Here is a 21,374-nt window from a genome sequence, read left to right on the forward strand (position 1 = left end):
AGCCGAACCGTTGAAATGGAAGTACGCCAACCCCAAGCGCCGCATCCGGTGCGATTCATCCGGTTCAATGGACTAGTTCGGTGGCATGGGTGGCAAGGTGCTGATCTTCGCCGGCCGGTCGTGCCATGAGGGTTGATCGGTTTGACTCGGTACGGCAGTTTCTAGCGCTAACCAGAAGAATAACTCGGAGATCAAGCTGCTATGCCGCACCAACAAAACGACGCTAGCCTTTCGGTAACTGTCTCGTTCGCGATTGCAGTCCTGATCTATGCACTTATGCCCACTACAACAATGCGGGTAGTCGAATACAACTGCCCCGGTACATGGGATAGCTCGATGACTTGCTCCGTGAGGACCGTACGAAGTAGCGCTCTTCGCTTCATCGTTAATGACCATACCGGCGACGTAGCGTGGTACGTGGATCAGAACGCTGGGGATTGGTTCGTGAACGGTGGAATTTATAAGAAGTGCGCAGTCGTCGATGCCGACAATTGGAAGTGCGGGGAAGAAGGAAGGGAAGCTTCAGGCATGACAGAAGGCGAGTACTTCCGACGCTCTGACGGAGTCGGCGGCTACGCTATTGCCGGGTATACGGGCTGGCGGTATTACCGTGAACGCGTGCTCATGCTACTTAGCAGACTCTTCGGGTCGGCGAGAGCAACTGGATGAACGGTTGCAATGACATTGCAACCCGAGGATTCCCGCCTGGTGTGCAGAAAGTTCGACAGGACAAGCCGCGGACGTACAGCGAGAACATCCATCGTGAACCATCAATAAACCTCGTCGTTCGCTGCTGCTTGGTTCACAAATCGCCGCAGTTGCCAGTCGCGGATATGCACCAGCGCCTCGGCCCACTCCTTCGGTGACAGCGTGCGCCACTCGGGCTCCGGTTTCGGCCAGACGCGCTTCACCCGGAATGCGTCGATATCGTTCCAGGCCCGAGCAGTCGGATTGGCGGTAGCCGCTGGCGTGTACAGCGCGACGAAGGCGGGGATGTTCGCCATCCTCGCCAGCTCACGGATCACGCCAACGGGCTTCTCCTGCCCGATGTCCATCGCCACCTCAACCAGCGCGAGCGGCAGCTTCCCTGAGTGGCCGTATTCGACGAACAGAACGCTGTCGAGGTCGGCCATTGTCAAGGTTCGCGCCTGGCGATGATCGAGAAACCGACTGATCGATTTCTCTCGATGCCAGACGCCATAGGCCCGATCGCGGATTAGGTAGCGCTCGGGTGTCATCGAGTGTCTCCCTGCTCACGGATGATTCGGCTTATTTGCAAGATGTGGTACGCAATGTTGTCGAGCGCCTTATCTAGCTTCACGACCTTTTCCTCGGGAGTTTCCACGCGCTGCTCGCGCATCTTTCCCAGACGCTCGATCAGGCTTCGGACATCCGCCAGCGGGGCGTCAGGCAGCGGCCGCTCACGGCGCCGACCGGTCTTGCGCGGAGTGCCAATGAAGTGAACGTTAGACACGGTTCGCCTCGGCAAAGAAGGCGTCACCATCTTTTCCCGCAAGCTCACCCCGCATGTGCGCCAGATCGATGCCGATTTGAACGAGTGAGGTGACGCGCCTTTGATCGATGGTGCCGCATCCTTCGGTCTCCCCTCTAAGGATGCGAAGCAACTGCTCGATATCTAGAAACGCGTTGCTTGCCAGATACAAGGTGTCAGCTGCGCGTTCGCAAGCCGCCTTATGTTCGGCACCCAAACCCGCGGCGGTTTCCTCGGCATTGCTAAGGTACTGCTCCACTCCCTCATCGAAAGCGGCTTGCGCCTTTCCCAGCAACTCGCCGAAGGCATCGTCGTCCATTACACCGAGACTGCTCGGCATGACGCTGTTGATCCAATCCATAGAAACAGCATCGCAGTGGTTCTCGATCACCGCCCTTGTGATGAATGCGTCACGGCCGGCGGCACGCGCGGCGGCAAGTATGACGTCGACCGGCTGCTTGACCAGCGGCACCATTTCTGCCTTGATGGACTTACCCATGGCTCACCCCCCGCAGGGCAATAAGTTCGGCCTCGACTCTCCCGCACAGGTCACTCATCAGGCAGAGCATTGCGGATTGGTGATGATCGTGCAGTTCGTTAAGAGTCGCGGGGTCCGCGCTGAAATTCAACAGAAGCGCGTTCAACTGGTGAAGCGCTTGCATCGTTTCGTCCTTAACCATGATTAATCTCCTTCGCATACTGTTGCAGTTCGTCGCACAACGCGTCGCACATACGGCGCAATTCGGCTTTGCAGTTATCGGATAAGAGCGCCAACACACCCTTGCCGTCGACGAACATGAACGTGGTGAGCGCGCTGAATTGGCCTAGCGTCTCCTTGAAGTCTGCGGCCGTAGGAAAGGCTTCATCCATGATTCACCTCCGCCTTCGCAAGGTAAGCGACCGCAATCAGCGCAGCTCCGGTGATGTCGAGCGCTTCCATGTACGTCGGCGCCATTGAGGCACGTCGCAGGGCGTCACGGGTGATTTGATCGATAAGGTTGCCGGGTACAGCGCTGGCGACCTGCACAGCGGCGGCAGTTCTCATGATTTGCTCCTTTCGAAGGGTTGGTCTTACTCATAGGATAAATATAGCACCGTGCTTTATTGCGCGCAAGCACCGTGCTGCATTAATATTAGCCATGGCTAGAGACGACCCACAAATCAATTTACGAATCCCCTCTGATCTGAAAGATCGGCTTGACCGGGCGTCAGAGAAGCACAAGCGCTCGCTTACCGCCGAGGTAGTGGCGCGATTAGAGGAAACTTTTGCGCTCGGGGGTGACGGCACTGCGGCAGCGCCGATCGACACCAAAACGATGGATCTCTTCGCGGACAACGTAGCCGACAGGGTCGTCAAGGCTCTGGACGAGCGGGAAAAGAAGCGCGCGAAGCGCTAACAGCGAGGTGTCGTATGCAGCTTGACCGTACCTATCAACGTGAACTGTTGAATACGCTTGCCGCCGTCTATCCTGACCGACTGGATCACCGCGCTATGTTGCAGCGGTTATCTCCCGACGAGGTCAAGCGTTACTGCGCCAATATGGTTTATCTAGACGAGCACAGCCTCGTTGATAGCGCCCTCGAATACGGGGATAAGAGTCCGCGCGCAGCCCTTCCCCGAATTACGGGAAAAGGGATGGACTTTCTCGCCGATGACGGCGGTTTGTCATCAATTCTGGGAGTGGTGACCATCAAGCTCCACGAGGACACCCTGAAGGAACTGATCGGCCAACGGATCACAGAATCGGATCTTCCGGCATCCGAGAAAAGCAAGCTGCTCGATCAATTGAAATCACTGCCAGGAGAGGCAATCAAGCATCTCACGCTGAAGCTCGTCGACGCGGGCCTCGCGAACTGGCCAATCGCACTTCAAGCCATTGAGCACTTCGTTCATGCGCCGAAGTAGTGCTTAGCTGGCAGGCTCATGGCCGATAGCGCCTAACCGTCACGGGGCGAGCCGCGTGGGCAAACGCAGCGAGAGCGGCGAGGGATTGTTTCACAATGCGTTGGTCGCTGTTACGGCAGCGGCTATCGCATTGGATCACGACCAACGTTACGATGGCCCTCTCAGCGTCGATGCCCGACCCGCCCGTTAGAGGGCGGGATTTTTTGGCTTGGATGGCGGCTAAATGATGGGGAGTCTAACGTTGTGACTCCCTGGCCGCGCCGAGCGGTGCACTAAAGCAGAAGCAGGTTCCGCTACAGCACCAACCGTGGGAAAAGACGATCGTCTTTTGGTGGCGCCGATTAACCGCTTAGATTGGCAACGCCACTATGTTTTTGGGAGTGGAATTCGACTTTCTCAATCCCACCAATATCTGCTGCACGATGACGGATCCAAAGTTCGGTGGCTTCGGGGAGTAGATGCCCTTGGCTACCATGGTTTCTATGTCCTTCGCAAACTCCTCACGCGCCCTTCCGTAGTAAACATAGCTGTCTGCTTGCAGAAACGTATGCACTGCCGCAGAAGCCGGGAATATGCATGTTTTGTCGTATGGCACATTCGGGTTCGTGGGCACGGACGAGAAATTTACGATGCAGACGCAGGGCTGACTTCCGCGGTTGGGAAATTGGATGGGGTCGTTGAGAACCACATAGAGGTGGTTAAATTTGCTTGGGCCGGACGGTGCCAGAAAAGCGGCACCGGCATGGGCGGTCCACGCAGCCCCATTGGTCGTCGTCACGCAGAGGCGACAGGGAAGTTGGCGTTGATAGCCTCGATCTCTTCAAGCCGATCCAGCAAAGCCGCCGTAACGTCGTCCGGAAAGTCGAGCGCACGAAACAGCTTTTCGTGCGTAACCGACGATGGCATGGCATTGCTATCGGTCCACTCGGGACATTTCATGTGGATATGATCGGCGAGTGCGGACTCCGTCATTTTGCCAAACGTCGCCCAAACGAAATCTAACACCTCAATGTCAGCATTGCTCAGTCGCGTTGACCGGTCAAAGTACACTTCCGGAGACTCGGTGAATATCGGCGTTCTCACCTCAACCTCGCGATTTGCCAGGCTGTTGATGCGATTCTCCCAACCGAGCACATCGCCGCCCAACCGCTGATAGGTGCCGTACAGAACTGGGCTTGTTTCCAGAACAAGCAACTGATCGCCCGTCAACGGCTCGCCATGCTGCTTGAACGACTCCCGCTCGGCCAAATAAAGCAGACGATTCAGCTTCACCGCGCTCATTGCACCTTGGTTACGAACGAGCAGATACATTGCCGCATCTAGGGCTTTCCGTTCGTCGAACAAGTGGGAAAACATTGCGACGCCTCCGCGGTGGTTTTTCTCAACTCTCAACAGACTAAACGCGACATAAGAGGCTGTCCATAGGGATAACGGCTCCGATCTCGCTTAGTTGACCCCACGTGATCGCAATCCAACAAAATCTCAAGTAAACAACGGTTTAGCATATTTCGTGCCAGTTTGCTGCACCGCACCGATGGCACGTAATCTAGTCTCCCACGAACTCACAATTTACGTACGAACCCCAAATGCTGAGGTGTAGCGGAGCCTGTCTCTCCCCCTCAGACGGCCGCGGAACAAGAGCGGGACGCCGTCCCCTCTCTGCGAGCCCGCCATGCGGCCGCCAACTGGGCTAGATTCGCAGCGCGCTACACTTCACAATCTCCGTGACTGCGAGGCCTGTCGATGACCGCTGCCCAGCTTCTCTCAATCATCCTGACGTTCGTGGTCGCCGGCGGCGGTGCCTACTTCGGCTCTTACTTTCGAGAGAAAGGCAAAAACCGCGCGACCTCGGAAGACATCCGCGGCTTGACGCGAGCGGTGGAAGACATAAAGAGTGAGAGCGCCCGTCAATTGGCAGAGCTGGCTCACCAGAATAGCGTCCTCATCGAGCATTTGAAGTCAAGGCAGCAGTTGCGAATCGCGGCTCTCGATAAGCGGCTGCAGGCGCACCAAGAGGCATTCACACTTTGGCGTCGACTTATGGCTGCTGTACACAGCGATAACGTTGGGGAGATGGTGGCGGAGTGTCAGACCTGGTGGGAACGAAACTCGTTGTATCTCGAACCGGAAGTACGGGAAGCCTTCAATCGCGCCTATTTTGCCGCTGCTGGACATAAGGGGCTGCTTGAGGTCGGACGACGCAGTGACGCTAACCTCAAAGCGGTGCAAGATAATTGGCAACTGATTTTGTCGACCGGCAACGTGATCATGAACGCCGTCGAGTTGCCACCATTGAACGAGCAAGAGCAATCGACGACTCTGTAATCGCCGATAGGTCGGCAGACGGTAGGGCAAAGCCTACCGAAATATCACGGGCGCGAGCTCGCTCGGAGCTTTCGTGCGGTGGTCTTCCCAAATTCACCGGTCGTTGCATCGTCTACCCGCATGTCAGGCAAACATCGACGATTCGGGCAAACGCTTGAACGGCCGGCTCCAGCGTAGGTTGCTCGATGGAGTCCACGGCGACTCGCTATTTCTTGCCCGCGAGCGTGTCCTCTCGCTGCCCGACAACGAACCCGTGTGCCGTGGCTTCGTGCTCGATGCTGGAGGTTGATTGCGCCACTTGCTGCAAGCCGCTCAATCGTGCGTTTAACACTGTCCTGCCACTTCTCTCAACCGGATGCACGAAGTACGTCGTCTACCGAGTCAAGCGGTAGCTTCAGTGCTAATCTGAAGGTCGAATCCCCTAGCCGTTGGGAGACCGTAGTGTCATCAGACCCTACCGCAAACCCTACCGCAAACCCTGCCGCGCCATCCGCGACACCAGCAAAGCCGGTCCCTGCTTCGGCGCCACCGACCGCACCTCCTGGTCCGGACGCAGATAAAGACGAGCCGCACCGCGTGAACGCCCGCCAGTCCGGTCAGACGACAACTGACCTTCCGCTGCTTGTCGGGGTGGCGCTAGCCTGTTTGTGCCTCAGGCGACTGACCTAAAGGGAAATGCGTCCCGCCTCCTTTCGAATCAGGCCGTCAATAAAAAGCGCGAGCGCGCCGCCGACCTACTCTGCCGCTGCTTCGTGGCTACTGCCGGCGTATCGGGTATTCGAATGTCCGCTCAACGGACGTCTGGGCCGGCGTTTCAACGCTCCGTCGCTAAGTCATTGCTTTTTTGGCGATCCCTATTGACGACGCCCGTAGTAACAGCGGAGCACATACCTCGCTCGACCTCGCGCTGGTTTCTCCCGATCGAGCAAACCGCATCGAGTGCCGTTAACGCGTAGGTCTCCACTCGGGGATAAAAACAATACATCGAGGGAATCCATAATGAAGTTGTTGATCGCACTACTGCTTTGCGCGTCTGTCACCACTCCTGTTATTGCTGAAGCAAGCGGCGGTCACTACGCAGGCGGCCATGGCTCGTCTCATAAGGGAGGTCATTACAAGAACGCGCGTACGCACGACCATTACGAGAGTCGCAGATAAAAAGGCTGTCGCTCTGCAAATCCACGTGCCCGACACGCGCAAAAAAGCCCAGACAGCGACGCTGGGCAAGTCCACCGGGAGCAATCCCGTGGGAGGAGGTGCTATCCGATTTTGAAAGTCAAAAGCGCACAGGCTCGCTGCGCGCTGATGGGTATCACTTGGTAGTTTAATGCTTACCGTACATCGAACTCAGATCGTCGCCGAACGCTGAGTGGAGCGGAGCGCCGGACGCCGACGTGCCGTCATTTACACCGCCGTAACTTGTCGCAGCGCCATTTTGGGCAGCCACGCGTGCTTCTGCCGCTTGAATATCGGCCGGGTAAGTCGGGTCATCACGGCCAGGTTGATAGCCGGCCTTTTCAAGCTGAACCAGTTGCGCTTTCACTTCGGCGCGGGTAACAGGCGCGTTTGATTGAGCGAAAGACGAGACGGCCGGAACGGCGAGCACAGCGGCAACGATAAGCGATTGAACGAGTTTCATGACCTACCTCCGAATCTTTGTTTTGTCGCGAACAACCCTGTTCGCGTTTCAGTGCTTCCAGTGTAGGTAAGTGCACGCTTAAGATTAAGAGCAGAGTGCGCAAGTGATTATTGTCGAATTAGGTGTAAACCCTATAAAATACTGAAATTGCTCACCTATCAAATCTGCGCAGCGGTCAGCCACCGTCCGCCGGTGGCCTGGCCGCTCCGTCGGCATGTAATTTCGCGATACCAGTTTGTCTCGATCGACACATTGGAGCGCTAAAACGGTAACGCGTGGCACGCGAACTGCGCGCACACTTACCCCTATCGAGAGCTAGCCGATGAAAAAAATCGCCATGATCCTCGCCGTCGCTGTGGCGACGTTGTCCACAGCGGCCCCCGCCTTCGCCTATTACGACGATCACCATCACCATTGGCATCATTGCCATCGAGTTTGGCACCACCACCATTGGGAACGGTTTTGCCGGTAGGCCTACGAAACCGGCGGTGGACCGACCGACGCCCTCGCTTATGTGCCGTTGACACGCGAGCAAGCCGTCACGGCTGCTCGGGTCGCTAGCTCCCAATATGCAGCGATTCCGGTCGTTTCGCATTGGGGGAGCCGCGTGCGACAGCCTGGTCCGGCTTGCCGAGCCGCACGGCAGTGGCCTTGGCAAAACCCGATGGGTCGTTGAACGCACAATCGCTTGGCTGCATAACTTCAGGCGCCTGCGCGTCCGCTTCGAACGCCTCGCCCTCATTCACGAAGCGTTCATGAAGATCGCCACCTGCATCATTTGTTGGCGGCAACTTCAACCTTCATTGTGTTAGCGCTTCTTAGACATCGAGGGTGCCGCCCCGGGCGTCGTCGCACAACTGAATGCCCACATCGTGCCTGCCAATTCCTCGCCGCTACTGCAGTTCGCGGATATTGCCGCCTACGTTTGTAGCCACGCAATGAGCAAGGAGCCCGGCACGGATTTTTGGCGAGCAGAGCGCGATCGAATAAAGAACTGGTTCAAGGTTGGGTAGCGTGGCCAAGCACTCAGTCGAAACAGTTCGACTTTTTGTCGTCCGCAATACCGTTGCCAGCGCCACACCCATATGCTTGCGCCTGCAACGCCTCGAATGTGACCGACCATGACCGGGCACTCGTTCGCCGATCACGCCGGCTCGCTGCACGACGGAACTGGGCGAGCGTCCTGAACTGCCTGCGTCATGCCTATAACGTTCGCACCAATCAGTTGCGTCATTGGCATGGCTAACCCTGTGACACCCACTTGAGACTCGCACTGCTCGTTAGCTTTCGTACCGCAACAATATTTGCTAGGCTCCGCTGGGTTCAACAAAACTATAAGCTGCGAAGGGGAATTCATGAATACGTTGGTGCATCAAGCAAAAGAAATAAAATCTGCCTTTTCCCGATATTCCAAAGCCTTTAAAACACATCCACGATGGATTGGGTTCAAGCCGTACGTTCCCCTTGTCACCGGACTTTTTACTTGGGTAATGCTCGCGCGTCTTCTGTATCGCGTGCATGACGGTAGCCAGACACTTACGGTCGGTTCGGTTGTTGTTGCCGGCCTCCTGCTAGATGCATTTGCGATGTACGGCGCGTTTAAGTTGCTGGTCAAACGAAAATTCAAGTTTAAAGGGAAGCCCTTTTGGAGAGATCGAGCGACGCGCCTATTCACCCTTTTTATGATTCGGTTAGTGGCGCTAGCGCTTGCGGCGCTTGCTTGCACTACCGCACTGCATTGGGTCACCCCCGGGCAGTCAGCATGGGGGTTGATCATTTGGCGTTTCCTCGATGCCTTGGCAAGAATTCTGTGGCCGTTCGGATTGCAACGGCGGGTAGACAACGCAACGAAATACCTAAATCTGCGGCCTTGATCCAAGTTTCGAGCGCCCGTTCACGCACCGCCACTCTGTTCCGTATGTGCCGGGCACGCCTGAAGGTTCGCCAACCTGTTTAAGCTTTCCGTAGAACAGCCGATAACCCGAAGACCGCCAGCACAATCAAAAGGGAAAATATATGCGCTGTCTTTCACTGTTCGTTGTGGCCGCAATTTTGACAATACTTTCGGCCTGCGCGTCAGTCAGTGAAGTGACTCAGTTGGGCAAAGATACATACATGGTCGATGCGACAACCCGCGGTGGCTTCCAGTCTCATGGCGAAACTACTGCTCTCGCGGTGAATAAAGCGCGAGAATTCTGCAGCAGCAAGGGTAAGGAATTGATGACCGGCCCGGCAAGAACGTCGGGAGCGCGCGGCTGGACCCCGGTCGAGTCAACCCTGACGTTCCAGTGCCTGGACGCTAGCGATCCAGAGTATGTAAGGCCAAACTTGGTTGACATCGCTCCAAACGGGAAATCAGCACCGAACTAGGGTGCCATCGTCGATATCTACCGCACATTCCGGCGCCAGACGCTCGATGCTAATCACTTGCCCCTGCTTCAGGCCAGCGAATCTTCGCCAAAAGGTCGGCGGCTGAGAAATCAAAGAGCGATTTCTTGAGAGGCACGTAGTCATCATGTAGTTCGCGTTCCTCAGCATTAAGTTCGGCGTAACTACGACCCGTCCTGATCATGTTTCGAATCAGATCTGTCCGGGGGAAATTTATTCCGCCCGTATCGGGCTGGACGAGCCGCCCCTCCAACAAGCGAACCCGCTCTTTAAGTGCTACCGCCATTTCCCGCCTCCAATGCGGCAACGCGCCGCGCCAATTCGTCCGTCTCGAAAATCTTTGCCTGGCCCTGTATGACGCCCATCACGGAATTGGCTTGGTCCGTCGTAAGTTTGCCCACCGCCAGCGCGTCGAGCACGGCCTGTCCCTGATCCACAAGTGATCCGGCAGGCAGGCTAATGGAGATCGGGCCGTCAGTAGGCCGCAGGCTCGGGACAATCCTGTCCACGCACAGGCGCAGCATCGTGGTGTCGCCGGCCAAGGCAAGTTCGAGCACTTTCTTCACCAGATCCGGCGCCTTCTCAAGAAACAACGCCCGCGTGTCTGCCCGACGATCAGTGCGCTTATCGCTTCCTGTTCTCGGTCTCCCCTTGGGATTGCCAGATTGTCCCTTCTTGAAAGTCATTGTTTTGTCGCTTGTAAATATCAGATAACAGCGATTCGCCTACACTCCGAAAGCCCGTTTATACTGCTTTCCATGAGCGCACCAAAACCACCTAACGACACGTTTTCCGCTTGGGACGACATCAAATACGGCGTCGGCTTTGTGCTGTCTGTCGGCCTGTGGATAGGCGGCCTGGGATACGCTGTCATCTCGCTGCTGATGTAGGTTGGAACGAATTAGCAGCAGCATCTGCATACCTCTGCGCATCCTCCTGCACATCATCTGGTTCTCCCTGCATCGTCTTTCCGAGCGACAGCACCGCCTGTCTAGCCAATTCCGGGTTCTGGATTTTTGTCGCGCGCGCGAGCCAACTCACAAAGCGCGGGTTGGTCATCATGCGTGCGGTCAGATTCGCGCCGGCCGCCGAACTCAGTAGGCCTGCTGCAAGCTTGAAATTGCCGGTGCCGAGCGCCGTTCCTACCGACGTCACCAACCCCGTGGCTGCGATGACAGGACCGGAACCAGAGGGATTTGCGAGTACCTTGCTGCCTTGCTTGATCCGGTCGGCCGTTTGCGCGATCGAATCAAGCGACTTGCGCAGATTCCCGTCTGCACTGGCAAACATGACGCTCTTCGCCTGAGGCGACATCTTTCCCCAGTTCGTCAGGAAGGTCTGTGAGGAAAACTTGCCTCCTTCTGCACCCTGTTGGCCGGCGGACGCCGTACCCATGCGGCGAATGAAGGCGGATTTCACCACGTCACGTTCGTCGGGCTGAAGACTCTTCATGATGCTGCCGATCTTCGTTGCACCAGCTTCCATGTCAGCCGGGTTCACCGCCGATTTGAAGATTTTCTCGGGGATGTCCTGCTTGGCGACCTTGTCCAGCACGTCGTCGATCCGAGCATGCCCCGCGCGCGTGAACTGGTTCGCCCGGTCCATCGCCTTTACGGCGTCAGGATTGCCTGTCGCCTTGGCCGCGGCGTCGAGATCGCTCGACAACGCACCGTAGAGCGCCTTCCACTTGCTGCGCGGCACACTGCTCGACATGTTCGAATCGGATATCTCGTTGCCGACCAGCGTGCGAAGCTTCTTTAGCGCCTCATATGGAAGTTGGTTCGTTGGCGAGCCTCCGGGGATCGGGACGCGCTGGCCACCCGCATATGACGGAATAGCGCTTGTTCCGGGCTGTATGGAGACCGTCGGCGGAGTTCCAGCGGTGGACACCGGTTCGCGCGTCGCACCGGTGTATGGATTGCGTGTCGCGGAGATCTTCCCAGCCAGTGGCGCCTGTCCTTCCCGCACTTCGGGAGCCTGACGACGCAGCAAGCCGTGAGACGCCGCGGCGCGCTGCTCGGCTGTCGTGGCATTCGGCGGCACGATCAGGACACCCGCCTGAGTGCCAGCCGTGTCTGACTTTAGAGCCGACTCGATGTCCTGAATCTTCCCGTTCTTGAAAAATTTCGAGAGCGCTTCGGCGCCGTCGATATCTTCGTTCATCGAAGCCAGAGCCTTGGAGGTGTTGCTTACGGCGACCGGGGCCTGTGGCTTGATGTACTGGTCGAGCTTGGCATATAGCGCTTTCTGGCCTTGCTTGAATCTGTCGACGAAGCCGCCCGGACCCGTCAATCCCTTCTCGATCGCACGACCAGCCACCGACGGCGTAGCGTTCGGAGACAGACTGTCCGCAATCTTCTCGGCCTGCTGGCCTATTTCAGACGCTTGCGAGTCGGCTTTTTTCGCCATCACTCCGGCGCCGCCAGGATATTTTCCGAGCAGGCTTTCCGTGGCCTGTGCGACGCGGCCGCCAGTTGCCTGCCCGACGCTCGGCGAAGTGCCAGCCTTGCCGAACGTGTCGATCGCCTTTGCGATCGCTGGCGCATTGCTGTCGCCGCCGCGCAGCAGGTACTTGACCGGAGCGACCGCCGCGCTGGCTAGATCCTTAAGCGTACTGGGAGCGACCGGCAACACGTCAGGAAACGGTGTATCCGCGTTCGCGACCTTCTCGAATTCGGGATTCTTGCCGACGGCGGGCGCACCGAAGCCGCGGCGAATCGTATTCTCGATGGAGTTCGGGTCTTCATTCGGCAAGCGCAGCCGATCAAGGAACCCGGGCGCGGCCGCCGCAGGTGCGCCAGCGGGCTGCTGACCTTGGGGGGTGACTGGCACCGCCGAAGCAAGATCAAAGCCGCCCTGCGCCGGTTGCGGTGCGGCCGCGCTCGGGGGAACTGCTGTCGGTGCCGAGCCCGCCGGCGCAGCGACAGGAACAGCAACGGGAGTCGCTCCAGAAACTGGCGCCGCACCCTGGTTCGGATCGATCGGTACCGCGCTCGCAAGATCGAACTCCATCAATGCACCTCTTCGAACTGCCGACGGTCTGGAGAGACGTAGGCAAGGTTCCCGTCCTTGTCCCTGTGCAGTATCCATCCCTGCGCGTTCTTAGTCGGATTGTCCGAGTGGGTATCAGACGTCAGCGTCGGGCCCGGATTCGTCGTGCTCTGCGACTTGAACAGATTCTTGAATCCATTAACCGCTGCCATGACAGAGGAACACTTCGCCATGAGAATAATCCCTGGTACTGCCTTGAGCTTAGACATCTGCCCTTCTCCGTGAACTACGTGTCGCGTCAGAAAACTCCTCGCCGCAGTGTTCGGCGAGGGCTGCGTAATACGCTTTCTCGGCAGCTTCCGCCGTATCGAAGCGCCCTAAATAGATTTTCTTGCCCGCGAAACCGATGTCAGCCTCAACCTTTCTTTTATTTTCCGAAAACCGCGTAGCTCGCGGCAGATCTCGCTGGGCCAGCCGCTTGCGATAGGAGACCTGCGACTTCGTTCCCGCGTATAAATTTTCCTTGCGATTGTCGAGACCATCGCAGTTCGAGTGCGCCGTAATCAGGCCCGGCATCGGGACAAGAACCTCGTTATGCATATAAACTTGCTTGGGGGAGGCTTGCCCTTTCACTCGATAACCCCGCCCGGCGTACCAGTACTCTCGCTCACCGCTGCGATTCTTTACGCGCACGGCGTACCATTTAAACTGCGACAAGTACACGTAATCCTCGTCATCGACGATAGCGATCTTGCCTTGAGTAAGCGGGATCTCTTTCATAAGATTGGGAAATCACGGCACTCGGTGGATCGAGACATAGCTATACGGCGTCGCTGTCTGCAATGCGACCGCCGAACCGGTGCTTTGTAACGCCTGGATCACGAGCGTTTGACCGGAAGTCATTGATACATCGGCTGCAGCGCAGACTTGCTGACCCGCACTAGTCGTCGTCTGCCGTAGGTTTATCCCGTGGGCTATAGTGACGCTGTTTGCGGCGATCAGCACGTCAACGCTGGTGTTCGCAGCCCCTGTGTTCGCTGCGTAAAGCAGGCATGCAGACACGGCGTAGAACCCGGTTGCGGGGGCTGTGAACACGCCGGTGCTCGGCACGAAGTTCGTGTTGAGCCTATCAAACGTCTTAGTCCATCCCGTGACGACCGTAACCGTGCTGTTCGGGATGCTCTGGCCGCTCGTATTCGAGTAGGTCAACGCATCGTTTCCACTTGCGCCGAGCGTTGTGAATGCGCCCGTGGATGGCGTCGTCGCTCCCACGGTGACGCCATTGATCGTCCCACCGGTTGCGGCCAGCGCCGTAGTCGCCTGCGCGATCGTGGCATACGTTGAGGCAGCCGTTGAAACCGGCAAGTAGGCGCCGCTCGGGCCGGACACTACCCCGCCAGCGTTGATCGCTCCGCCAAGACCAAGACCGCCGCCAACTACCAGTGCACCGGTCGTTGTCGAGGTCGATGCCACTACGCCCGGAATCGATACCTCTGACGTGCCACCAACCAGATCCGCCAAGCGAAGATCGTTGGAACCGTCCAGATTTATGCCCCAGACGTTCGCGCCCGTTGAATCTGACAGGCGCAACTGGTCGCTTGATCCGTTGGCGATGCGCAGAGTTTCGTTGGCAACTTGGCCTTGGGCCATGAGCGACATCGATTGCGTTTGGCCGAGCGCTGACTGGTCGCCCGCTTGGCCGCCCGACCAGCCGTTCGAATAGCGGTAACGAAGTTGCGCGCCCGGTTCGATAGTCGGCAAAGGCATGCTGTTGCTGGCGTCAGCGTTTTCGATCACGTTACCGAACGTGCAAGATGTAGCGCCGTAAGGAAGGGTAAAGCCTGACACGCAAGCGGGCGTCGTCGTCTGACCACGCGCTATCGCTGCATGGTTGCCGCCCAATCCGATGAACGTATTGCTGCTAGACGCCATCGCGTTTCCGGCTACGTCCAGAGTGCTGAAGTCCACCGAAGGCGCAGAGCCGCCGAAGGAATTCACGCTCGTCATGATGAAGGTGTTGTTGTCAGCGCCGTTCAGCACTATGCCGGTTGCGTTACCGTTCACCCCGATCGAGAGATCTTTGAAGACGCTATAGCTGACATTCACTTCATTGGCTGTGCCGCCGCCGGCCCACCCGCCAAGGCGGATCGGCGTGCTCGCTGTAGACGCATAATCGGCAAACGACAAATTGGTGAATAAGTCGCCTTGATCGTCAGCCGCGCCGCCAGAGGCGAAATTACTACCGTTATAGTGGACGGTGCTGATGTCGAAAATATAGCCGCTCGAGAATCCCCAAAAACCGTCATCGCTAAACGTCGAACCCCACACCGAGTTGATTACGACGCCGTTCGCGGCCAGGCCCCCGTTACCGTTAAAATCAACGCCTTTCAGGAAAACCCCCTGCAGAGGCATGTTTGATGTAGATCCGCTCGGCGCAATGAAGCTCATCATCGTGCCAGCAGATGCACCGGTCCACTTCAACCAACAACCGGTAGTCGGCTGCACGCTAGGATTTATGACATATACATTCAGCCCACCACCGGGGCAGTAAAAGCCAACGTTGCTTGCGGTCACAGCAAGTGTCGACGAGATAGCGCACGTCTTGCCAGTCGGCAAATTGATGACGCCGCCACCTGCTGTTTGTGCTGCGGTTATAGCGCTCTGGATTGCCGTCGAATCATTTGTCGTACCGTCGCACTTAGCGCCATACGCCATGACCGAGTATTGCGGCAAGCCAAGGCCGCTCGACCAAGCTGGAGCCGTGGACGCGCCAGTCGATATGATCGAATCTCCTGGCAGTGAGCCAACCGGGTTAAGCAACTGGATCGGATTGAGAGTTGTCGCCAAGGCAGCGACAGACAATAGCGCGGCAACGACACCGACGAACAGACGTTTCATTTTGTTTTCCTAACTAGGAAGTGGTTACTGAGATGTCGGAGTGGTCGTCGGTTAACTGATTCGCTCGACGGTCATATAAAGGCTGAAGACTGGTGAACCTGTTATCCCAGATGCAGCGACTCCGAAATCGAACGTCACGTTTCCGGTATAGAAAACGATGCTTCCTTCGGAGTACCCACCAGCGGTCGCGTTCGCAGCACCACCCGAGACGGTTTTTGGTCCGCTGCCGTCGTTGAAGCTGAAGTTGGGTGTGAAAGTTCCTCCCGTCCCGGCCGTGGTAATGGTCAGGTAGAAGTTGATGCGGAACATTCCGGCTATAAGGGGAGCAATAAGCGGTGTAGTGGCGGGTATTTGCGCGGTCTGACCGGTCAATGCGACCCTGGTGACCGTCTGTGGCAAAGAGATGGTCAAATTTATCCAACACCCGACTCCACCAGCCGCGGCGATGATCGACGCGCCGTTGGCTTGGCTTTGTGGGGTGGATGCGCTGTAGTAGTAGAAGCCTCCGAAGCCATCGTTCACCGTTGTATCGCCCGTCGAAAAAGCACGGGTGTAGATAGACGGATCTAGCGCTGCCAATGCGGACACGGAGTCGACGCAGCGAACGAGAGCATTGCCCCAAGAAAGTTGAGCATCGCCCACAGAATCATTCGCAGGCGTGCCAAGAGTCAAAGACGTTCCACCTTTTACATAGACCTTGCCGATGCCGACAGGGATGGGTGAGATGAATGTGAGGGTGAACCCACTCAGTGTGAAATCGTGTTGTTCAATGCCGTCGAAGTCGACCCACAAATTCGCCGCGGTCCCGTAGGGATTCGTCAGCGTCAGCGATGTTGTCGTCCCAGGCGTGAAGTCAACACCGGCTGAGAATGTCTGGTTGGACATGTTGCCGACCGTGACCGACGAAGCAGCTTGGATGTTGTCCTGGGTCCAGATCGCGGCTGACGGGGGATCGGTATCAGTCGATGGCGCTAGAACAAACTTGTACGACTGCGTTGGGATCAGCCAAATAGAAGCTTCGCCGCGTTGGTTCAAGACGATCGGGTTGGTGTTTTGAGTATCGCCCGTGCTATCTGTATATGTCGCGAACTTGGTTGTCGTCCCAGCTTGGTACGTAAAAAGCAGGCCGCCGACAAGCGCATTCCCATTGGAATCGACGAACCGCTGCATGGGTGTCGGGCTGATGTTGACCATCGTCGTCATTCGCAAGGCCTCCCATTACGAGATGCGGCGATGCGTTCGTCGATCCAACTCTGAACGAGCTCGGACGGCCACGCAATAGACCGGCCGACGTGGACCGGCTTCGGAAACAGGCCTTTTGCTACGTCCTTGCGGATGGTTGAACCGGCGCGGCCGACGATTGCGGTGACCTCCGGCAAGCGCAGCAAGCGACGCTGGACTTCTGCCATGTTTTCTCCAGAGCGCTGCTAAGCGCTATCAATATGGCACGATCATCCGATTCATTTCCAAAACAAGCACTCCCAACTAATTCTAGAATTCGTTGGCACCGGCCGATGCCTTGAATGGAAGCTGCCGGCGCGCCGCGCTAACGGTTTCTTGCGGCGGCGCGAATGACGAACGCCTCCGAGACGCTCAAGAATTCCGACGCCCTATTTATTGCCTCGACGTCGTCGCCCCCCCATTTGGACACGGTCTCCATATAACCGGCGACCTTTTCGCGAAGCTCTCTGTAGCATTGGGCCGCCGTATTTCGGGAGACCCCAGCTTCCGCACGAGCCTGGTCGACCGCATCCTCATGACTCGCGCCGCTGTCCATGAGATCGGAAATTCGACGCGCGAGTTCTATTCGCCCACTTGACGTCAATCTCCGCTTTCCCGAAACGCTGCCCGGATTGCCTGCCTTCTTTCGCTTCAGCCCAAGGGCCTTCTCAATCTCGCTTTGTGTTCCATCAAGGTAGACCTCGAACACACCCGCAAGATAGTCCAAGACATCCTGACTAATTTGTTTACCGCCGCGCACCGTCAAGCAAAAGTATTTCAGAATCGCTTGGGCTTGATTCTTTTCCATCGTGCCCTCGCGTGCCCTTTCAGTGAATGCGACCATATCGAATTCAAGACGTGCCGACAGGCCCTGCACGAGTGGGACATTGTTTCGTTTTGCTTTCACAGCACTTCCTTTTGGTATTTGGAGAAACACGGCTATCCCGTAAACGAGCCATGATGTCGCTCCGCGGGGCCTCGCCGCGACAACCTACGACAGCTCGCTCTGTAGCATCGACCGGAGGATTGAAACCGGGACGGCACAAAGGTATGCACTGCAGCCAGCTTCGGCATTTGGGTCTTCGCGACAACCCTAAACAACCAACTTCGCGCCCTTCATAATCTGCATCCGCACACGCACCAGCCCGCGATCGCCCCACTCGTGGAGCGCGTCGGCCCAATCCGACCCAGTTATCCCATCCGGATAGGCGAGACCGCAGCGCATCTGATCCGCCGCGCGCTTACCGCACTCAATGCCTTTGTTCACACCGCCCGCCCGTTGCGTTTCCCAATCGTTGTCAGCGCAGACCACGGCGAGTCCGCGGACTTTCGCTTCCTTCGCAACGGCGACCAGGTTGTTCGCATCGAAACACACCACCACCGATGCAGTCGGAACAGCTTGGAACACCGCAAGGCCGGTTGCGAAGCCCTCCACGAAACAGGTGATCGCGCTTTTGTTCCTGGACATGACGAACGTTGCTCCGCTTACCGGACACCCCCGACGATATTTTTTGTCACCTTCCATCGTGATGTGCTGGAGGCTCACCAAGCCGCCGGCGCGATACATTGGAATCACCATGTCGTCACCGTCGACTCGCAAACCATTGCACCCAACGAGCGAGAGTCCTTTGCGCTCCAAATAGGGATGCCAGTCATAGAGCGGCGTAAGCGATGCCCAATGGGCGCGCATGGTGGCAATGGCCCGGATGCGATCCTGAGCTTCCTTAGCCCTCAGTGCACGGATGCGCTCATCCATCTGGCGCTGGTCAGAGAGACTGACCGGCATGTCTGATCGCCACTCGCAATATTCGCCATCAGTAGCAAAGTTCTTGAAGAAACCCCGTTGGCCGCCAATCCAAAGCAAATAGGCCCCATTGCGCTTCTTCGGCTTATCCGCGGTCGGGCAGCGATACCACTTGCCGTCTGCCTCAATGCGCCTGGGCAACAGTCCGTGATCGATTAGTGCGCGCTCGAACGTCATGCCGTCTTCCTCTGCTGCGCGCGGCGCTTGATCCAGTACTGCTTATCCAGGTTCTCGAGTCGCTTGCGCAGTTCGGGCGACACCGGTTTCGTCTCGGTCGACCAGAAGTCAGCCTTTGCCATCACGCCGGTGAGTTGCTTGTACATCGCATACGCCTTGCCCCGAGCGCGATTCGGGTCATTCGGATTCAAGGATCGCGCATAGCAGCAGACCTGCGGCCAGACGTCGGCTACCAGTTTTCGTTGGTTGCCACTGGCAAGCATTTCCTGGAGCGTCCCGGGGATATGCTCGACGGTCGCCCGGCGCGGATATTCAAACCCGCAGCTCGGGCAAGACGGCGTTGCCTTATGGAGCGTTTTGCAACTCGGGCACTTCACCATCACGTCTTCGGCCTTGGGCTTCTTCTTCGCAGCTTTGGGCTTCTTTGTGCCGTCGTCGAGTTCGGTTGCACCGGTTTCGAAAAACTCGTTCATCTCGTCCCAAAACCGCTCACAATTGCCGGAGTGGTCCAGTACGATGCACTCTGTCTTACCCGTCTCAGGGCTTGTGCGCAGCCCGCGGCCGAGCAACTGGAGGTGGTCCGACAATGATTTGCGCAGCGGCCGAGCCATGATGACCACGCCTACATCACTGACGTCAAAACCTTTCGATGCCTTGCTGACCGTGATCAGGCCGCGGATGTATGAATCCGGCTTCCTGAACTCCGTGACGATGTCCTCGCACTCCACAGCCTCTTCCGCCAATGTGAAAACTTCACACTGCACTCCAGCAGCGGTGAATTGGCGATGCAGTTCTTTGGCGTGATTGATCGTGATGGCGCTGCAGATAAATTTCTTACCTTCGCCGTGCTTCAAATACTCAGCAACGCAGTCGCCAACAAGCTGGAGCGCTCGACTCGTCGCTTCCTCCCCGTTCCATTCCCCTCCCGTCACCTTCACGCCTTTCATGTCAGGCTGCGACGGAGAGAAAATGCGATATGGCACGAGCGCGCCCTGCTCGATCAGTCGGTTCGTTGTCTCGACGTTTATCAACGCGTCGTAGGTCTGCCCGAGGCCCTTCGCGAACGGTGTCGCCGTCAATCCAAGACCACGCGTATCGCGTCGTTCGAGCCGCTGCTTGGTGATCTGGTAGCTGGTATGGCACTCGTCAACGACAATTAGGTCGGGCTCCGGGTCGCACGGCCAGCCGCGGCGCATGAGCGTCTGAACGCTCAGGATCTGGACGCGCTCGTACGGGCGAAAGCGCCAGTGCTTCTGCTTGACGATCCCGTGATCTAACCGAAACTCATCGAATCGTTCACTGGTCTGTTTCGTCAATGGGTCGCGATCGACAACGAAGTGTGAGCGCCGGCCCGCCGATCTCTCCAGGTGCAAGAGACATGCGGCGATTCGAGTCTTCCCCGCGGCCGTCGGCGCGCAGAGCAGCACGTTGTGCTTACCCTCCTCAAAGAGTTCGCGCACGCGCAGCACCGCGTTGCTCTGGTAGGTCCGCAACTTGAAGTAGTCGAACGCGGCCTGTTCCTCCTGCGTGGCGTCCCTCATTTCGCCACCTTGAGCTGGTTAACCGCCGTCACGACGTCACGGTCGTACTTCACGTTCAGCAGCTTGCGTAGATCCGCGAACCGGCTGCCGAACCACTTAAGTTGCTTCTCCTGCTGCTTCAGTTTTTCCGATGCGGCATGGTCGCGATTCTCAAGGTTGAGCACGAGCTGCGAGAGCCGATGGATTTCCGCGCCCCGGTCGGTTTCCTTCAACGAATCGATCTGTCGATTCAACGCGCTAACCCGGTCGCGCAGACTCGCATTCTCGGTCCAGACGTCATCGTCGCTTTGCGTATCCTCGCTGGCAGCCGCTGAGGAGTACTCATCTCTACTGACCCGCGAATTCGCGTAGGCAGCACCTGAGTCGATCTCAACCTGAGTGGAATGAGAGCCCACGCCCGCATTTTCGGATTTGACGCGCTGCTCTACGACCTGGGTAGTGGCGTCCGACTCCACGGAGGGCGGCGCGGGCTGAATTGCAGGACGCTTCCCGATGTTCGTCGTGTCCTGCAGGTAGGCCCTGCCGCCCCGCTCGACAGTCCTTGCGGGGGACGCATCTTCGGAAATTCCGAAGATAGCGGCGCGGCGCGTTGCGACCGTCTTGTCGCTGACGCCGACGTGCTTCGCGATGCGCTTGTCGCTCCAATCGGAGAAATCGGCAAGCATCCCATTGATGGCCTTCCGTTTGTCCTCGTTCGTGCGCCGTAACCCATGTGCTGCATTGGCGCCCAGGCTGTGCAGCAATGCTTCCCGCCGCGAGCCAGATCGGACATCGACCTCAACCTCGAAGCCACCGGCCAAGCGCGCCGCCGCAAGTCTGTGGAAACCGTCCGCGAGCCAATAGGTGGCCGTGTCAAAAAAAACGGTGAGCGCCGGTAGTTTTGCCCCTTCACTCAAGGCCTGGGCGTATTCCGCGACGATCGTTTCGTCAATTCGAACGCGAGACTGCAGCGCGGAGTCTGCGTTGATCTGGGCAAGTTTCAGAAGCTTATA

General features: G+C 57.5%; 25 protein-coding genes and 2 pseudogenes. 5 read left to right on the top strand and 22 right to left on the bottom strand.

Features of this window, described 5'->3' with window-relative positions; all coding sequences use genetic code 11:
• Nucleotides 1-770: 770 nt before the first annotated feature.
• The 6 genes from AWB69_RS00010 to AWB69_RS00035 are packed head-to-tail and all read right to left on the bottom strand — an operon-like array spanning nt 771 to nt 2,537.
• Nucleotides 771-1,238, bottom strand: coding sequence for a hypothetical protein (locus AWB69_RS00010; protein ID WP_062080780.1), 468 nt, complete (start codon nt 1,236-1,238; stop codon nt 771-773).
• Nucleotides 1,235-1,474 (bottom strand): hypothetical protein, encoded by a 240-nt coding sequence (locus AWB69_RS00015; protein ID WP_062080783.1) that lies wholly within the window; start codon nt 1,472-1,474, stop codon nt 1,235-1,237. Before AWB69_RS00015 ends, AWB69_RS00010 begins: the two co-directional genes overlap by 4 nt.
• Entirely contained in the window at nt 1,467-1,991 is a 525-nt protein-coding gene (locus AWB69_RS00020) for a hypothetical protein (protein ID WP_062080792.1), read from the bottom strand. Before AWB69_RS00020 ends, AWB69_RS00015 begins: the two co-directional genes overlap by 8 nt.
• Nucleotides 1,984-2,172 carry a hypothetical protein gene (locus AWB69_RS00025; RefSeq protein WP_062080799.1) on the bottom strand — a complete coding sequence of 63 codons (189 nt, stop codon included), beginning with the start codon at nt 2,170-2,172 and terminating at the stop codon, nt 1,984-1,986. The genes AWB69_RS00020 and AWB69_RS00025 overlap by 8 nt, the downstream gene beginning before the upstream one ends.
• A complete protein-coding gene (locus AWB69_RS00030) occupies nt 2,165-2,362 on the bottom strand; it encodes a hypothetical protein (RefSeq protein ID WP_062080801.1) in 198 nt (65 codons plus the stop codon). The genes AWB69_RS00025 and AWB69_RS00030 overlap by 8 nt, the downstream gene beginning before the upstream one ends.
• Nucleotides 2,355-2,537, bottom strand: coding sequence for a hypothetical protein (locus tag AWB69_RS00035; RefSeq protein WP_062080803.1), 183 nt, complete (start codon nt 2,535-2,537; stop codon nt 2,355-2,357). The genes AWB69_RS00030 and AWB69_RS00035 overlap by 8 nt, the downstream gene beginning before the upstream one ends.
• A gap of 94 nt (nt 2,538-2,631) precedes the next feature.
• Here AWB69_RS00035 and AWB69_RS00040 point away from each other — a divergent pair, with 94 nt between their 5' ends.
• The gene (locus tag AWB69_RS00040) at nt 2,632-2,889 is read left to right on the top strand and encodes an Arc family DNA-binding protein (RefSeq protein WP_062080805.1); all 258 of its coding nucleotides are present in this window, start codon (nt 2,632-2,634) and stop codon (nt 2,887-2,889) included.
• A gap of 14 nt (nt 2,890-2,903) precedes the next feature.
• On the top strand, nt 2,904-3,398 hold the full coding sequence (locus AWB69_RS00045; protein ID WP_062080807.1) for a hypothetical protein: 495 nt from the start codon (nt 2,904-2,906) through the stop codon (nt 3,396-3,398).
• A gap of 349 nt (nt 3,399-3,747) precedes the next feature.
• On the opposite strand, the gene AWB69_RS00050 is transcribed toward AWB69_RS00045, so the two are convergent.
• Nucleotides 3,748-4,176: a hypothetical protein gene (locus tag AWB69_RS00050; RefSeq protein WP_062080809.1), complete on the bottom strand. Its 429-nt coding sequence runs from the start codon at nt 4,174-4,176 to the stop codon at nt 3,748-3,750.
• Nucleotides 4,173-4,754, bottom strand: a complete 582-nt coding sequence (locus AWB69_RS00055; RefSeq protein ID WP_062080811.1) for a Panacea domain-containing protein — start codon at nt 4,752-4,754, stop codon at nt 4,173-4,175. The genes AWB69_RS00050 and AWB69_RS00055 overlap by 4 nt, the downstream gene beginning before the upstream one ends.
• Nucleotides 4,755-5,141: 387 nt before the next feature.
• Between AWB69_RS00055 and AWB69_RS00060 the strand changes: the two genes are divergently transcribed.
• A complete protein-coding gene (locus tag AWB69_RS00060; RefSeq protein WP_062080813.1) occupies nt 5,142-5,723 on the top strand; it encodes a hypothetical protein in 582 nt (193 codons plus the stop codon).
• A gap of 1,324 nt (nt 5,724-7,047) precedes the next feature.
• On the opposite strand, the gene AWB69_RS00065 is transcribed toward AWB69_RS00060, so the two are convergent.
• The gene (locus tag AWB69_RS00065; RefSeq protein ID WP_062080815.1) at nt 7,048-7,362 is read right to left on the bottom strand and encodes a DUF4148 domain-containing protein; all 315 of its coding nucleotides are present in this window, start codon (nt 7,360-7,362) and stop codon (nt 7,048-7,050) included.
• A gap of 638 nt (nt 7,363-8,000) precedes the next feature.
• Between AWB69_RS00065 and AWB69_RS45470 the strand changes: the two are divergent.
• Together AWB69_RS45470 and AWB69_RS00075 are read left to right on the top strand one after the other, a co-directional pair.
• A pseudogene (locus tag AWB69_RS45470) lies at nt 8,001-8,174 on the top strand (transposase); the annotation flags it as partial.
• Between the two features lie 543 nt (nt 8,175-8,717).
• Nucleotides 8,718-9,236: a hypothetical protein gene (locus tag AWB69_RS00075; RefSeq protein WP_156528691.1), complete on the top strand. Its 519-nt coding sequence runs from the start codon at nt 8,718-8,720 to the stop codon at nt 9,234-9,236.
• Nucleotides 9,237-9,781: 545 nt separating this feature from the next.
• Here the strand turns inward: AWB69_RS00075 and AWB69_RS00080 are convergent.
• The 13 genes and pseudogenes from AWB69_RS00080 to AWB69_RS00135 form a co-directional block, all read right to left on the bottom strand.
• The gene (locus AWB69_RS00080) at nt 9,782-10,036 is read right to left on the bottom strand and encodes a hypothetical protein (protein WP_062080821.1); all 255 of its coding nucleotides are present in this window, start codon (nt 10,034-10,036) and stop codon (nt 9,782-9,784) included.
• Nucleotides 10,020-10,436 carry a DUF5681 domain-containing protein gene (locus AWB69_RS00085; protein ID WP_063977727.1) on the bottom strand — a complete coding sequence of 139 codons (417 nt, stop codon included), beginning with the start codon at nt 10,434-10,436 and terminating at the stop codon, nt 10,020-10,022. The genes AWB69_RS00080 and AWB69_RS00085 overlap by 17 nt, the downstream gene beginning before the upstream one ends.
• Nucleotides 10,437-10,620: 184 nt before the next feature.
• Nucleotides 10,621-12,762, bottom strand: coding sequence for a hypothetical protein (locus tag AWB69_RS00090; protein WP_062080825.1), 2,142 nt, complete (start codon nt 12,760-12,762; stop codon nt 10,621-10,623).
• Entirely contained in the window at nt 12,762-13,010 is a 249-nt protein-coding gene (locus AWB69_RS00095; RefSeq protein WP_062080827.1) for a hypothetical protein, read from the bottom strand. The genes AWB69_RS00090 and AWB69_RS00095 overlap by 1 nt, the downstream gene beginning before the upstream one ends.
• Nucleotides 13,003-13,521 (bottom strand): hypothetical protein, encoded by a 519-nt coding sequence (locus tag AWB69_RS00100; protein WP_062080829.1) that lies wholly within the window; start codon nt 13,519-13,521, stop codon nt 13,003-13,005. Before AWB69_RS00100 ends, AWB69_RS00095 begins: the two co-directional genes overlap by 8 nt.
• A gap of 12 nt (nt 13,522-13,533) precedes the next feature.
• Nucleotides 13,534-15,153, bottom strand: coding sequence for an autotransporter outer membrane beta-barrel domain-containing protein (locus AWB69_RS00105; protein WP_231936936.1), 1,620 nt, complete (start codon nt 15,151-15,153; stop codon nt 13,534-13,536).
• A gap of 201 nt (nt 15,154-15,354) precedes the next feature.
• A pseudogene (locus AWB69_RS50665) lies at nt 15,355-15,639 on the bottom strand (hypothetical protein); the annotation flags it as partial.
• Nucleotides 15,640-15,690: 51 nt separating this feature from the next.
• Nucleotides 15,691-16,842 carry a hypothetical protein gene (locus AWB69_RS00110; protein WP_062080833.1) on the bottom strand — a complete coding sequence of 384 codons (1,152 nt, stop codon included), beginning with the start codon at nt 16,840-16,842 and terminating at the stop codon, nt 15,691-15,693.
• Nucleotides 16,839-17,048: a helix-turn-helix transcriptional regulator gene (locus AWB69_RS00115; RefSeq protein ID WP_062080835.1), complete on the bottom strand. Its 210-nt coding sequence runs from the start codon at nt 17,046-17,048 to the stop codon at nt 16,839-16,841. The genes AWB69_RS00110 and AWB69_RS00115 overlap by 4 nt, the downstream gene beginning before the upstream one ends.
• A gap of 137 nt (nt 17,049-17,185) precedes the next feature.
• Entirely contained in the window at nt 17,186-17,767 is a 582-nt protein-coding gene (locus AWB69_RS00120; protein WP_062080837.1) for a hypothetical protein, read from the bottom strand.
• A 186-nt stretch (nt 17,768-17,953) separates the two neighbouring features.
• Complete coding sequence (locus AWB69_RS00125) at nt 17,954-18,841, bottom strand: toprim domain-containing protein (RefSeq protein ID WP_062080839.1); 888 nt, start codon at nt 18,839-18,841, stop codon at nt 17,954-17,956.
• Entirely contained in the window at nt 18,838-20,382 is a 1,545-nt protein-coding gene (locus AWB69_RS00130) for a DEAD/DEAH box helicase (protein WP_062080841.1), read from the bottom strand. The genes AWB69_RS00125 and AWB69_RS00130 overlap by 4 nt, the downstream gene beginning before the upstream one ends.
• On the bottom strand, nt 20,379-21,278 hold the full coding sequence (locus tag AWB69_RS00135) for a hypothetical protein (RefSeq protein ID WP_156528692.1): 900 nt from the start codon (nt 21,276-21,278) through the stop codon (nt 20,379-20,381). The genes AWB69_RS00130 and AWB69_RS00135 overlap by 4 nt, the downstream gene beginning before the upstream one ends.
• Nucleotides 21,279-21,374 lie beyond the last annotated feature (96 nt).

The organism is Caballeronia udeis (assembly GCF_001544555.2).
Lineage (GTDB): Bacteria > Pseudomonadota > Gammaproteobacteria > Burkholderiales > Burkholderiaceae > Caballeronia > Caballeronia udeis.